The following is a 13507-nucleotide window of genomic DNA, read 5'->3' on the forward strand; positions in this document are numbered from 1 at the left end:
TTCTATCCTCCGGTGATCAGTTCGGCGACGGCGTCCACGCCTTCGCGGGTCCCGACGACGACGAGGCTGTCGCCGATCGCGAAGCGGAAGTCGGGGGTCGGCGAGGGCACGGCGGCGGTCCGGCGCAGCACGGCGACGATGGAGGCCCCGGTCCGGGTGCGGGCCTGGGTGTCGCCGAGGGTGCGGCCGGCGTACGGAGAGCGCTTGGTGACGGGGATGTGCTCGGTGACCAGGTCGATCTCCCGGTGCTGGAGATGCGCGACCGGGTCGGGGGTGAGCAGCGGGACCAGCGCGGCCGCCTCGTGGGGTTCGAGCGGGGCGGCGTCGCGGCAGTTGTCGTCGTCCTCGGGGTCGTGGAAGGCGAGGATGCGGCGGCCGTCGTGGTGGACGACGACGGAGAGGTGACGGCCCGCCTCCGTCTCCAGGTCGTAGCGGGTACCGACGCCGGGCAGGGCGGTGCGGCGGGTGTGGGCGGTGGGCTCCATGGCGGGCTCCAGATGAGGCGCGGGTGACGGATCGCGGAAGCCGCCGGCGTGTCCGGGCAGGAGGGCACGACGGCGTTTCCGAAGGGGATTGTGTATCACCCGCGGCGGTCAGAACACGTCAGCCCCGAATTCCTCGGACGGTGTCCGCATTCGGGGGGCCTGGCGCACCGGACGGTGCACGCGGTCAGAGGCGACGCTGCGTCAATAACCGGAACGGGGCGCCGGGACGCCGCAGGATTCCGGGACGCTGTCGCGCGGCGCGTTGTCCACCCGGTGCGACCTGGGAGGACACGTGGAGCGGGGGGCGCCTGCGGCGGGGGGCGGAGAAAGGCGGTGACTGGCGCCCCCCATGGTCCCCCCTCACCGTGCCGTGGAACAGGACCGTGAATTCCCGGGGAATCAGGCCCTTGCGAAACGAGCAATCACCCACTCAACCGGGCGCAACGACTCGGTAAAGGATTGTAGCGCAGGGAAAAATGCACAAAGGAGATAAACAGGGAGGAAGCGGGAGAAAAGCAGCGGGGAAATGCCGCGAGCGGGGCAGCCGTCCGGCCGCGGCCGGACGCCCCGTCACCTCGCCGCCCGGCCGCCGGCTTCGGGCCTCGCCCGGCCCGCGTACGTCCGCCGGAAGAGGGCATTCCGCCCGGGTCAGCGGGGGCTGAACAGACCCCGGGGCCGCGGCCGGTCGGGGTCGAAGAGGTGCACCGCGAGCCCGGCGACGACGAGCCCGGTGGCGAGCAGCAGGCCGTGCCCGATCCCGACGCCGACACCCAGGGCGGTCAGACCCGCCAGGAGCAGCAGCCACGCCGGGCCCCGGCGGTACTCACGGGGCGTGCACGGCTGCCCGGCGTCCATCGCCTCGCTGAAGCGGGGGTCCTGGGCGCGCAGGCCGGCCTCCAGTGCGCGCAGTTGTGCGTCGTGGGCCATGTCGTGTGCCATCGGTACTCCTCCCCGCCTCGTCCCGGGCCGGTCCCGCCGCCGGGGGCGCCTGCCCGCGCCGCCCGGCTCCGCCCGGCCGCCGTCCCCCCGGCCCGTGCGCCGTCACTCGCACCTCCGGGCCGCCGCCGGCCGAACCCCGCACCGCCCTGCCGGCGGCCGGATGCTGGCCGGACCGCTCCCGGTCGACCGGGAGCTGGTCCGGATTCCATGATCGTCCGGGCTGATCCTGTGGGCCATCGGGCCTGGCACCCATATCCGCAGGTCCCCAACGTGCAGGTGGTGCGGGCGGTACCTGCGGCACGTGGGGGGCGCCACCCATCACCGGCGGGACGGGGCGCTCTTCCGGGCGCGCGCGGGGGCCCGTGGCCCGGCCGGGGCGCGGACGGGCGATAGTGGGGGGCACGAACCGGAAAGGTGCGAGCGACGTGACGCATGACAGGAACGAGGGGCGCCGGCCGGCCGTGTCGTTGTTCTGGCGGATCTTCCTGCTGAACGCGGCGGTACTGGTGGCGGCGGCCGCGCTGCTGCTGCTGGGCCCGATCACCATCTCCACCCCGGTGCTGCTGACCGAGGCACTGATCCTCACCGGCGGGATCGCCTTCATGCTCACCGCCAACGCGGCGATGCTGCGGATCGGCCTGGCGCCGCTCCAGCGGGTGACCCGGGCGATGACCACGATCGACCTGCTGCGGCCCGTCCCCCGCACCGAGGTGGTGGGGCACGGCGAGATCGCCGACCTGATCCGCACCTTCAACACCATGCTCGACCGGCTGGAGGCGGAACGCGCCGCCTCCAGCGCCCGCGCCCTCTCCGCCCAGGAGGACGAGCGGCGCCGGATCGCCCAGGAGCTGCACGACGAGGTGGGCCAGACGCTGACCGCCGTCCTGCTGGAGCTGAAGCGCGTCGCCGACCAGGCGCCGGAGCCGGTCCGCGACGAGCTGCGCACCGTGCAGGAGATCACCCGGGGCAGCCTGGACGAGATCCGGCGCATCGCCCGCCGGCTGCGGCCCGGTGTCCTGGAGGAGCTGGGGCTGGTCAGCGCCCTGAAGTCGCTGACGACCGAGACGCCCACGCCGGACGGGCTGGTCATCCGGCACCACTTGGAGCCCGACCTGCCCGAGCTCGGGAGGGAGGCCGAGCTGGTGGTCTACCGGGTCGCCCAGGAGGCGTTCACCAACACCGTCCGGCACGCCGGAGCCGCCCGGCTGGAACTGCGGCTCGCCCGGTCGCGGCGCGGGGTGGAGCTGCGTATCCGGGACGACGGCCGGGGCGTGGGTGACAGCCCCGAGGGCGCCGGGCTCCGCGGGATGCGGGAGCGCGCCCTGCTGATCGGCGCCGGGCTGGCGGTCGGACGTCCGCCGGGCGGCGGGACCGAGATCCGGCTGACCGTCCCCACCTGCCTTCCGGCGCCCGCCGAGCCGGCCCTCGCGACCGCTCCCACGCCCGCCGGCCCGACCAGCCCCGCACTCCCCGACACCAGCGACGGAAGCCCCTGATCATGTCCGAGTCACCCAAGACCCGCATCCTGCTCGCCGACGACCACGCGCTGGTCCGCCGCGGCGTGCGGCTGATCCTCGACAGCGAGCCCGACCTGACCGTGGTGGGCGAGGCGGGCGACGGCGCCGAGGCCATCGAGCTGGCCCGCGCCGAACAACCGGACCTCGCCATCCTGGACATCGCCATGCCCCGGCTGACCGGTCTCCAGGCGGCCCGCGAACTGACCCGCCTCCAGCCGCAGCTCCGCATCCTCATCCTCACCATGTACGACAACGAGCAGTACTTCTTCGAGGCGCTGAAGGCGGGCGCGGCGGGGTACGTGCTGAAGTCGGTGGCCGACCGGGACCTGGTGGAGGCCTGCCGCGCGGCCATGCGCGACGAGCCCTTCCTCTACCCCGGGGCGATCACCGCGCTGATCCGCAACTACCTGGAGCGGGCCAAGGACGGCGGGGAACTGCCGCCGAAGGCCATCACCGACCGCGAGGAGGAGATCCTGAAACTCGTCGCCGAGGGCCACTCGTCGAAGGAGATCGCCGACATGCTGGTGATCAGCGTGAAGACGGTCGAACGCCACCGGGCCAACCTGCTGCACAAGCTCGGCCTGCGCGACCGGCTGGAGCTGACCCGGTACGCGATCAGAGCCGGCCTCATCGAACCCTGACCCCGGCCGGCCGAGAGGCGATACGTCCGCATTACCGTGGGTCCGGGCAGCGTCCTGCCGCCGCCCGGACCGTCCGACCCGAGGAGTACCCGTATGACGAGCCCGACCGAGACCCGACGCACCGAGCTGGTCGAGCAGCTCATGGAGCGGTACCCCCACGTACCACGGGAAGCGGTCATCAAGGAGGACCTGCTGCGCGGCGGCATGGCCTTCGACCCGTCCGCCCTCAGCGACAACGAGGGCGGCGAGGTCAAGCCGAAGTCGTACTTCATCTTCTCCTTCGACCACGGCACCCTCCCGGAGCTGGGCGAGGCCGCGCTGCGCCGCCCGCCGGAGGAGATCGTCCTGACCGGCGGCCCGTACGACCTGCGGCGCACCGTCGTCTCGGTCCGCGTCAACCCGTCGTCCCCCTACCGGGTGGCGGCCGACGCGGACGGCGTGCTGGGCCTGTACCTGGACGGGCGGCGGATCGCCGACGTGGGCCTGCCGCCGATGCCGGACTACTACCGGCACACGCTGGCCAACGGCAAGTCGGTGATGGAGGTGGCGCCCACCATCCAGTGGGGCTACCTGGTCTACCTGACGGTCTTCCGCGTCTGCCAGTACTTCGGCGCCAAGGAGGAGTGCCAGTACTGCGACATCAACCACAACTGGCGCCAGCACAAGGCGGCCGGCCGCCCCTACACCGGGGTCAAGCCGGTCGAGGAGGTGCTGGAGGCGCTGGAGATCATCGACAAGTACGACACGGCGCGCGCCTCGACCGCCTACACACTGACCGGCGGTTCGATCACCTCGCAGGTCCAGGGGAAGGACGAGGCGGACTTCTACGGCCAGTACGCCAAGGCGATCGAGGACCGTTTCCCCGGCCGCTGGATCGGCAAGGTCGTCGCCCAGGCGCTGCCCCGCGAGGACGTGCAGCGCTTCTACGACTACGGCGTGCGGATCTACCACCCCAACTACGAGGTGTGGGACCGCAGGCTCTTCGAGCTGTACTGCCCGGGCAAGGAGCGCTACGTCGGCCGGGACGAGTGGCACCGGCGCATCCTGGAGTCGGCGGAGGTCTTCGGCGCGCGCAACGTCATCCCCAACTTCGTGGCGGGCGTGGAGATGGCCGAGCCGTTCGGCTTCACCGACGTCTCCGAGGCGATCGACTCGACCACCGAGGGGCTGCGGTACTTCATGTCGCGCGGCATCACCCCGCGCTTCACCACCTGGTGCCCCGAGCCCACCACCCCGCTGGGCAAGGCGCAGCCCTTGGGCGCGCCGCTGGAGTACCACATCCGGCTGCTCGACTCCTACCGCGCGACGATGGAGGAGTTCGGCCTCTCCTCCCCTCCCGGCTACGGCCCGGCCGGCGCGGGCCGCGCGGTCTTCTCGGTCAGCTCCTTCATGGACAGCCTCCGCCCGGGCTCGGAGGCCCCGGAGCCGGTGTCGGGCCGCAAGGGCTGAGGCGAACGGGGGCGATCGGCCGGCCAGGACCGCCCGCCCCCGCGCTCCGCAGTGCGGGTGAACCGGTGAAAGGGGCGCCCGGTCAGGCGTTCTTGACCGGGTGCCCGCTCATGACCGAGACCCGGTTGAACGCGTTGATGGTGATCGCGACCCAGATCACCGCCGAGGTCTCGGCCTCCGTGAAGACGCCGGCCGCCGCGGCGTGTGCCTCCTCGCGGGCGCGGGTGTCGGCCGGGAAGGTGGTGGCCTCGGCGAGTGCCAGGGCGGCCCGTTCCCGGGCGGTGAACACCTCGGTGTCGCGCCAGGCCGCGAGGACGCCCAGCCGCAGGGTGCTCTCGCCGCCGCGCAGGGCCGCCTCGGTGTGGACCTTGAGGCAGTAGGCGCAGCCGTTGATCTGCGAGACGCGCAGGTTGACCAGCTCGATCAGGGTCCGGTCGAGACCGGCCTCCGCCGCCTCGACCCCCACCGCGCCGGAGGTCTTCACCAGGGCGCGGTACGCCTGGGGGCTCCGCTTGTCGACGAAGACCCGCCCTGTACCGCCGCCGGCCCGCGCGGCACTCCCGCCGGTCACTGCCGTGCTCTCCTCCATGACTCCCTGCCTCGGTCGGTGTCGCTGCGGCGCCCGCTGTCGCGTGGCGCCGGGGTGCCTTACTGTAGCCTAGGTAATTGAAATCGAAACTATTTCGTGGGACCTACGGAGGTTGTCACCAGGTGAACAGCGACCAGGTCCGGGCCCCCGGACCCCAGCCGGCCGGCGGCCGCGTCGAGGTCCTCACGCCCCGGGAAGTGCCCCTCGGCGGACCGCGCGCGATGACCGTGCGCCGCACCCTGCCCCAGCGGGCGCGGACCCTCATCGGCGCCTGGTGCTTCGCCGACCACTACGGCCCCGACGACGTGGCGCGGACCGGCGGCATGGACGTGCCCCCGCACCCGCACACCGGCCTCCAGACCGTCAGCTGGCTCTTCACCGGGGAGATCGAGCACCGGGACAGCCTCGGCGTCCACGCGATGGTCCGCCCCGGCGAGCTGAACCTGATGACGGGCGGTCACGGCATCAGCCACTCGGAGGTGTCCACCCCCGGCACGCAGATCCTGCACGGTGTCCAGCTCTGGGTGGCCCTGCCCGCCGCCCACCGCCACGCGCCCCGCGACTTCCACCACCACGTCCCCGCCCCCGTCCCCCTCGACGGCGGCGAACTCCGCGTCTTCCTCGGCTCGCTCGCCGGCGAGACGTCCCCCGTCCCCACCTTCACTCCCCTGCTCGGCGCCGAACTGACCCTCTCCCCCGGCGCACGCCTGAGCCTTCCGGCCGACACCGCCTTCGAACACGGCGTCCTCGTCGACCAGGGCGAGGCCCGCCTCGACGGCGTACCGCTGGGCCTGGCCGAACTGGGCTACCTCCCGCCGGGCGCCGCCACGCTGGAGCTCCACAACCCCGGCCCCGATCCTGCCCGGTTGATCCTCCTGGGCGGCGAGCCCTTCGAGGAGGAGATCGTGATGTGGTGGAATTTCCTCGCCGGAAGTCACGAGGAGATCGTCCTCGCCCGGCAGGAGTGGGAGGACGCCTCCGAGAGGTTCGGCGCCGTCGACGGCCACGGCGGTTTCCGCCTCCCCGCCCCCGGCCTGCCGAACGCCCGCCTCGCCCCGCGCCGCAACCCCCGCACCTCCCAGCCCGATCCGGTACCCACCAGCGAGAGGCCCGCCATGACCGAGTCCGCCGCCCCCGTCGTCCGGCGCGACGACGCCCGTCACCGCTACGAGATCCTGGTCGCCGGCGAGGTCGCCGGCTTCACCGCCTACCGCGACCACGACGGCCGCCGCGTCTTCTACCACACGGTCGTCGAGGACGCCTACGCCGGTCAGGGCCTGGCGGGACAACTCGTGACCCACGCCCTGGCCGAGGTCCGCGACAACGGCGGCCGCATCGTGCCGGTCTGCCCCTACGTCAAGAAGTTCCTCACCAAGCACGAGGAGTACGCGGACCTCGCCGACCCGGTCACCCCCGAGATCCTCCAGTGGGTCCGCACCCTCGACGAGAACTGAGCACCCGGACACCGCCTTCCGGATGGCCCCCTCGGCGTGGCCACGCCGAGAGACGCCGCGGACCGGCCCTCGTACCGCAATCTGCTGGATGTCGTCGGCGAGCGGGAAGGGCGGAACCAGCATGTCGCTCCAGCCGCCGCCGTGCTGCGCCGGGGAGACCGGCGGCGGTGCCCCGCGCCCGCTCCACAGCCCGGTGCCGGTGATCACGCAGTACGCCAGCGCGGCGCTGATCGGCCCCATCGTGTACGAGGGGCACGATCCGGCGGCGGACCCCGCCTGGGCGGCCAGCGGGGCGCCGAACCGTGCGGCGTACGGGCGCTGGTGCGGCCACATGTGCGGGATCGCCTGCCTGCGCATGGCGCTGCTCCACCGGGACGGGACGGCTCCGTCGCTGTTCCGGCTCCTCGACGGCGCCCGTCGCCACGGCGCCTACGTCCGCCAGGACGACGGCTCGGTCAAGGGGCTGATCTACGCGCCCTTCGCCCGGTACGCCGCAGCCGCGCACGGACTCGGCGCCGAGGTCGCGCCCGAGCTGTCGACGCGGCGGCTCGTGGAACTGCTGGACGCGGGGCGGATGGTCATGGTCTCCGTGTCCAAGGAGATCCGCCGACCCGAAGCCGACCCCCCGAGCCGCGGGGGCCACCTCGTCCTGGCCGTCGGCCACCGCGCGGGCCGCATCCACTTCCGCAACCCGTCAGGACACACCCCCGGGGCGCGGGAGGCAGCTCTGCCCGTGGACCGGTTCGGGGCCTTCTTCGCCGGTCGCGGCGTGGCACTGGACCTCGCTCTGCCGCTCGGCCGACCGGCCTGACCAGGGAGAACACACTTGCACCCCATGTCCCTGACCGCCGTCGCCAAAGCCGTCGGCGGCCGTCTCGCAGACGTCCTCGACCCCGGCGTCCAGGTCACCGAGCCCGCCGTCTTCGACTCCCGCGAGGCCGTGCCCGGCTCTCTCTTCGTCGCGCTGGCGGGCGAGCGCGCGGACGGTCACGCCTTCGCGGAGTCCGCCCACAACAAGGGCGCCGTCGTCGCACTGGTCAACCGGCCCGTCGGCGTACCGGCGATCGTCGTGGACGACGTACTCCAGGCGTTCGGCGCGCTGGCGCACACCCTGCTGACCGGTCCGCTGGCCGCCACTCGCGTCGTCGCCATCACCGGCTCGGCGGGCAAGACCAGCACCAAGGACTTCGTCTCGCAGGTGCTGCCCGGGTCCGTGGTCGCCACCCCGCAGTCCTTCAACAACGAGATCGGCCTGCCCCTGACCGTCACCATGGCCGACACCACCACCGACCACCTCGTCCTGGAGATGGGCGCCCGCCACATCGGGGACATCCGCGCCCTCACCCTCGTGGCCCCGCCCGACATCAGCATCGTCACCAACGTCGGCACGGCCCACATCGGCGAGTTCGGCGGCCGCGACAACATCGCCGAGGCCAAGGGTGAGATCGTCGAAGCCCTCGCGCCGGGCGGCCTGGCCGTCCTGAACGCCGACGACGACTACGCGCAGCCGATGCGTGAGCGCGCCGGAGGGTCCGTGGTGACCTTCGGGCTGGGCGAGGACGCCGACGTCCGCGCCACGGACCTCACCGCGGACGCGCACGGCCGCGCCTCCTTCACCCTCGTCACGCCGGAGGGCAGCGCCCCGGTACGGCTCCGGTTCGTCGGCGGCGTCCAGGTGCACAACAGCCTGGCCGCGGCGGCCGTCGGCCGCGGCGTCGGCCTCTCCCCCGAGGAGATCGCCGCCCGACTCTCCCGGGCGATGCCGCGCTCGCGCTGGCGGATGGAGACCGTCACCCGCGCCGACGGCGTCACCGTCGTCAACGACGCCTACAACGCCAACCCCACCTCCGTGCGGCACGCCCTGGAGGCGCTGGCCTCGATGGCCGGCGGGGCCGAGCAGCGGTCCGTAGCGGTGCTCGGACAGATGAACGAGCTGGGTGACGACGCCCGTACCGCGCACGAGGCGATCGGGCGGCACGCCGCCGCGCGAGGAATCGACATGATCATCCTGGTGGGCGGCGACGAGGCCGGCTGGATGCGCGACGGTGTGCGGGACGCCGGCGGCAGGGCCACCTGGGTGCCGGACCAGGAAGCCGCTCTCGGCCTGCTCCACTCGGCGCTCCGGCCCGGGGACGTGGTCCTGGTGAAGGCGAGCCGCGGGGTCCAGCTCCAGCGGCTCGCGGAGGAGTTGCTGAACCCGGCACCCCCGGCTGAGCGACTCACCGGAGGATCTCGGTGATGCCCTCGCGGTAGGAGGTGACGGTGAAGTCGGGGAAACGCGTCGCGAACTTCGCGGTGTCGAAGATGTTGTCCCCGCGGTAGCGCGGCAACAGCTCCTGAACCTCTCCGAGCGTCCCGACGAAGCGTCCGCCGAGAGGGAAGAAGGCGAGGGGCAGCACGGTGTACCGGATGCGGCGTCCGGTGACCTCCTCGGCCACCTGGACCAGCCCGGCGTAGGTGAGGCGGTGCTGGTCGATGGGGAGGTGCCAGGTCTGGCCGTAGGCGTCCGGCGTGTTGCCGATCAGGGCCATGGCGCGGCTGGCGTCCGGCGTCCAGATCAGGGACCGGAGGGTCTGCGCGCTGACGGGGACGAGCGGCCGCCTGCCCGCCTTGATCCGGTCGAAGACCAGCGAGTTGGTCAGGCTCTTGGTCTTTCCCGGGCCGTAGAACTCCGGCGCCCGGCAGACGACGGCCTCGACCCTCCCGGCGCTCATCGCGTCCAGCAGCATCGTCGCGATATCGGCGCGCACCCTGCCCTTGCGGCCGTTCGGCGCGAAGCCCGTCGACTCGGTCTGCGGCGTGGTCGTGCCCGGGTACATGTAGGTGTTGTCGAAGAACACGAGCTTGGTGCCGTACTTCGCACAGGCGTCGATGACGTTGCGCATCATGGCGGGGAACTGCCGCTCCCACAACCCGGAGTCCATGGGCAGGCCCACGGTGAGGTAGGCGACCTCACTGCCTTCGACGGCCCGGTCGGTGGCTTCGGGGTCCGTCAGGTCGGCGGTGACGAGCTGGTCCGTGTCGTGGATCTTCCGGGGACTGCGGCTGACGAGCCGGATGTCGTGCGTGAAGCCGCGGAACAGCTCGCGGGCGAGTTCTTCACCGATCGGCCCGTTGGCGCCCAGAACCGTGTGCATGGGACGTATCACTCTCTCGTGTCTGCTTGCCGCCCGAAAGCGCTCGAACGGGCACCCGCACAACAACCGTACACCCGAATGTTAGCGATGTTCACATTGCATCCTGGGGCATACCTCACAGAGCTGCGATGCCGGCCCCGGCCTCGGCCCCTGCCGGCGCCGCACACTCATCATTGCCCCGGGATTCGCCGCCCGCACGGCGGCGCGGGGCCACCGGCGGCACTCCCGGAGGGCGGCGCGCGGGCGCCGCCGCCGGCGCGAGGGCGACGGCCTCCCGGCCCCGGTGGCGCCCATACCGGCGTACAGCGGAGGTTCGGCGCGCGGGTGGATCGGGCGTCGATGGAGCGGGGGCTCGCGTCAGCCGCCGGTCCTGGTGGCGGCAGGTTCGCGGGCGGAGGTGTCGCGCAGCCCGAGGCGCAGGTGCTCTACGTGGTAGAGGGCCTGGTCGAGGAGTTCGGCGACGTGGTCGTCGTAGAGGGAGTAGACAATGCTGCGGCCTTGGCGTTCGCCGGTCACCAGGCCGAGGTTGCGCAGCAGTCGGAGCTGGTGGGAGCAGGCCGAGTTCTCCATGCCGACGGCCTCGGCGAGGTCACCGACCGCACAGGGGCCCTCCTGGAGGCGGGCGAGGATGTAGAGCCGGGAGGGGGTCGCCAGGGCCTGGAGGGTGGCGGCGACGTCGGCGGTGCCGACCGTGTCGAGGCGCTCTCGGGTGCTGGCGCTGCTGGTGGTGTCGCGTCCGTGGCCCATGACCCCATCATACCGATGACACTTGAAGACCTGTTCAGATATTCCTGTACGGTGGGACCGTTGTCCTCGCCCCGCCGGTGAAGGGTTGCTTCGGCATGTCTTCTGTCCTGGATCAGCAGTCCGCGCCGCCCGCCGCAGCCGCGCGCCCCGCTCCGCCGCCGCGCCGCACCCGGCTGCTCGCGCTGCCCGAGGCGCGCTGGGCGCTGGCAGCGCTGGTGCTGTTTCTCCTCGCCCTGCCCCTCCAACTGCTGGGCGGCCCCGTGTGGCTGTGGGGCACGTTGTTCGCCGCGACCTACGCCACCGGAGGATGGGGACCGGGCTGGGAGGGCTTGAAGGCGCTGAAGGACAAGACGCTGGACGTGGACCTGCTGATGGTCGTCGCCGCCCTCGGGGCGGCAGCGATCGGGCAGGTCCTCGACGGCGCGCTCCTGATCGTCATCTTCGCCACGTCCGGCGCCCTGGAGGCCGTCGCCACGGCCAGGACCGCGGACTCCGTACGCGGTCTGCTGGATCTCGCGCCCGCCACCGCGACCCGTCTGCTGCCCGACGGGAGCGAGGAGAACGTCGACGCTCAGTCACTCGCCGTCGGTGACACCGTCCTGGTGCGCCCCGGTGAGCGGGTCGGCGCCGACGGCCTGGTCATCGACGGGACGAGCGACGTGGATCAGGCCACCATCACCGGCGAGCCGCTGCCGGTGGCCAAGCGGGCCGGGGACGAGGTGTTCGCCGGCACGGTCAACGGCACCGGTGCCCTGCGCGTGCGAGTGGAGCGGGACCCGTCGGACTCGGTGATCGCCCGGATCGTGAAGATGGTCGAGGAGGCGTCCGGGACCAAGGCCCCCACCCAGTTGTTCATCGAGAAGATCGAGCAGCGGTACTCGATCGGCATGGTCGTCGCCACCCTGGCCGTCTTCGGTGTACCGCTCGCGTGGGGCGACACCCTCCAGTCGGCGCTGCTGCGCGCGATGACGTTCATGATCGTCGCTTCCCCCTGCGCGGTGGTGCTCTCCACCATGCCTCCACTGCTCTCCGCCATCGCCAACGCCGGACGGCGCGGTGTGCTGGCCAAGTCCGCCGTCGTCATGGAACGCCTGGGCCAGATCGACCTCGTGGCCCTGGACAAGACCGGCACCCTCACCGAAGGCACCCCACGCGTCACCAGCATCCATCCACTCCCCGGCACCGGCCTGGACGAGGACGACCTGCTCACCCTGGCGGCAGCGGCCGAGCACCCCAGCGAACACCCCCTCGCCCGCGCCGTGGTCGAGGCCGCCCGCGAACGCCGCCTCCCCCTGCCCCACGCCACCGACTTCTCCTCCCTCCCCGGCGAGGGTGTCACCGCCACCGTCGCCGGCCACACCGTCCAGGTCGGCTCCCCTTCCCGGCTGCTGACCGGCACCGCTCCGCCCGACAAGGCCGTGACCGAGCTGGAGATCACCGGGCGCACCGCGGTGGCCGTGCTACGGGACGGCACCCCGGTAGGTGTTCTCGGCATCGCCGACCGGCTGCGGCCCGACGCCGCGGCTACCGTGACCGCGCTCACCGAGCTGACCGGCCGCACCCCCGTCCTGCTCACCGGTGACAACGAACGCGCAGCCCGGCGCCTGGCCGCCGAAGTCGGCATCACCGACGTCCGCGCCGGGCTGCTCCCCGAGGACAAGGTCGCGGCGGTGAGGGCGTGGGAGACAGAGGGACGCCGCGTGCTGGTGGTCGGCGACGGCGTCAACGACGCCCCCGCGCTGGCCGCCGCGCACTCCGGAATCGCGATGGGCAAGGCGGGCTCCGATCTCGCCCTGGAGACCGCCGACGCTGTCGTGGTGCGCGACGAACTCGCCACCATCCCCTCCATCGTCCAGCTCTCCCGCACCGCACGCCGCCTCGTCATCCAGAACCTGGCCATCGCCGGGACGTTCATCACCGTCCTCGTCGCCTGGGACCTGCTCGGCGACTTGCCCCTGCCCCTCGGCGTCGCGGGGCACGAGGGCTCCACCGTCATCGTCGGCCTCAACGGCCTGCGCCTGCTACGAGAGGCGGCCTGGCCCCGCCTGATCAAGGAGGCCGCGTGAGTAGACGTAGCCGTCGTGCCGCCCCCGGACCGGGGGCGACTCGACCTACCGTCACCGTCTGCCGTGGCTGCTCCTGCGGCACCCCCAAGGTCCCCGGCCTCGACCACACCGCCCAACTCCGCGAACTCCGTCAAGCCCTCGACGGCACCGCGACCGTACGCGTCACCGACTGCCTCGATGTCTGTGAACGCGCCAACACCATCGTCGTCCAGCCCTCCGCCGAAGGTCGCAGGCACGGGGGACGCCCTGTCTGGCTCGGCCTCGTCAACGACCCCGAGGCCACCACCTGCATCACCGCGTGGGTCAAGGAGGGCGGGCCCGGCCTCACCGATCCACCCGGCATCCTCGACCTCTACACCTTCAGCCCCTCCCGCCGCGTGCGAGCAGAACTCCACGACGAATGACGCTCACACCGCCCCGCGAGTCACCCCGTGTTCGATGGCGCGCGCTCAGATCGCTGTCGCAGCACACTGGCCGCCGGGG

At 72.5% G+C, this 13507-nt stretch carries 13 protein-coding genes; 8 read left to right on the plus strand and 5 right to left on the minus strand.

The features are described 5' to 3' along the window. Positions 1 to 2 precede the first annotated feature (2 nt). Positions 3 to 485, minus strand: a complete 483-nt coding sequence (locus OIM89_RS00565) for a cation:proton antiporter regulatory subunit (RefSeq protein WP_008409345.1) — start codon at positions 483 to 485, stop codon at positions 3 to 5. 648 nt (positions 486 to 1133) lie between these two features. Next, positions 1134 to 1424 carry a DUF3040 domain-containing protein gene (locus OIM89_RS00570; RefSeq protein WP_030695988.1) on the minus strand — a complete coding sequence of 97 codons (291 nt, stop codon included), beginning with the start codon at positions 1422 to 1424 and terminating at the stop codon, positions 1134 to 1136. Between the two features lie 461 nt (positions 1425 to 1885). On the opposite strand from OIM89_RS00570, the gene OIM89_RS00575 reads away from it, so the two are divergent. The 3 genes from OIM89_RS00575 to OIM89_RS00585 all read left to right on the plus strand — a co-directional run bounded on the left by OIM89_RS00575 (position 1886) and on the right by OIM89_RS00585 (position 5031). After that, positions 1886 to 2920 (plus strand): HAMP domain-containing sensor histidine kinase, encoded by a 1035-nt coding sequence (locus OIM89_RS00575; protein ID WP_264491763.1) that lies wholly within the window; start codon positions 1886 to 1888, stop codon positions 2918 to 2920. A 2-nt stretch (positions 2921 to 2922) separates the two neighbouring features. Beyond that, positions 2923 to 3582 carry a response regulator gene (locus OIM89_RS00580; RefSeq protein ID WP_008409348.1) on the plus strand — a complete coding sequence of 220 codons (660 nt, stop codon included), beginning with the start codon at positions 2923 to 2925 and terminating at the stop codon, positions 3580 to 3582. Between the two features lie 93 nt (positions 3583 to 3675). Next, complete coding sequence (locus tag OIM89_RS00585; RefSeq protein ID WP_030695990.1) at positions 3676 to 5031, plus strand: radical SAM protein; 1356 nt, start codon at positions 3676 to 3678, stop codon at positions 5029 to 5031. Positions 5032 to 5113: 82 nt separating this feature from the next. Here OIM89_RS00585 and OIM89_RS00590 read toward each other — a convergent pair whose 3' ends face one another. Beyond that, entirely contained in the window at positions 5114 to 5620 is a 507-nt protein-coding gene (locus OIM89_RS00590) for a carboxymuconolactone decarboxylase family protein (protein WP_030695991.1), read from the minus strand. 122 nt (positions 5621 to 5742) lie between these two features. Here OIM89_RS00590 and OIM89_RS00595 point away from each other — a divergent pair, with 122 nt between their 5' ends. From OIM89_RS00595 to OIM89_RS00605, 3 genes are all read left to right on the plus strand, one after another. Further along, a complete protein-coding gene (locus OIM89_RS00595; RefSeq protein ID WP_226964823.1) occupies positions 5743 to 7074 on the plus strand; it encodes a bifunctional pirin family protein/GNAT family N-acetyltransferase in 1332 nt (443 codons plus the stop codon). Positions 7075 to 7162: 88 nt separating this feature from the next. Next, entirely contained in the window at positions 7163 to 7885 is a 723-nt protein-coding gene (locus OIM89_RS00600; RefSeq protein WP_257381053.1) for a C39 family peptidase, read from the plus strand. Between the two features lie 24 nt (positions 7886 to 7909). Further along, a complete protein-coding gene (locus tag OIM89_RS00605; protein ID WP_175459026.1) occupies positions 7910 to 9313 on the plus strand; it encodes a UDP-N-acetylmuramoyl-tripeptide--D-alanyl-D-alanine ligase in 1404 nt (467 codons plus the stop codon). Here OIM89_RS00605 and OIM89_RS00610 read toward each other — a convergent pair. Together OIM89_RS00610 and OIM89_RS00615 are read right to left on the minus strand one after the other, a co-directional pair. Next, entirely contained in the window at positions 9294 to 10211 is a 918-nt protein-coding gene (locus OIM89_RS00610) for an NAD-dependent epimerase/dehydratase family protein (RefSeq protein WP_226964821.1), read from the minus strand. The genes OIM89_RS00605 and OIM89_RS00610 overlap by 20 nt on opposite strands. Before the next feature lie 357 nt (positions 10212 to 10568). Next, complete coding sequence (locus OIM89_RS00615) at positions 10569 to 10958, minus strand: ArsR/SmtB family transcription factor (protein ID WP_226964820.1); 390 nt, start codon at positions 10956 to 10958, stop codon at positions 10569 to 10571. Between the two features lie 95 nt (positions 10959 to 11053). Between OIM89_RS00615 and OIM89_RS00620 the strand changes: the two genes are divergently transcribed. Together OIM89_RS00620 and OIM89_RS00625 are read left to right on the plus strand one after the other, a co-directional pair. Beyond that, positions 11054 to 13024 carry a heavy metal translocating P-type ATPase gene (locus OIM89_RS00620; protein WP_226964819.1) on the plus strand — a complete coding sequence of 657 codons (1971 nt, stop codon included), beginning with the start codon at positions 11054 to 11056 and terminating at the stop codon, positions 13022 to 13024. Further along, positions 13021 to 13428, plus strand: a complete 408-nt coding sequence (locus OIM89_RS00625; RefSeq protein WP_226964818.1) for a (2Fe-2S) ferredoxin domain-containing protein — start codon at positions 13021 to 13023, stop codon at positions 13426 to 13428. The genes OIM89_RS00620 and OIM89_RS00625 overlap by 4 nt, the downstream gene beginning before the upstream one ends. Positions 13429 to 13507 lie beyond the last annotated feature (79 nt).

The sequence above is a fragment of the Streptomyces sp. BI87 genome, assembly GCF_025957665.1.
GTDB classification, from domain to species: Bacteria; Actinomycetota; Actinomycetes; order Streptomycetales; family Streptomycetaceae; genus Streptomyces; species Streptomyces albidoflavus.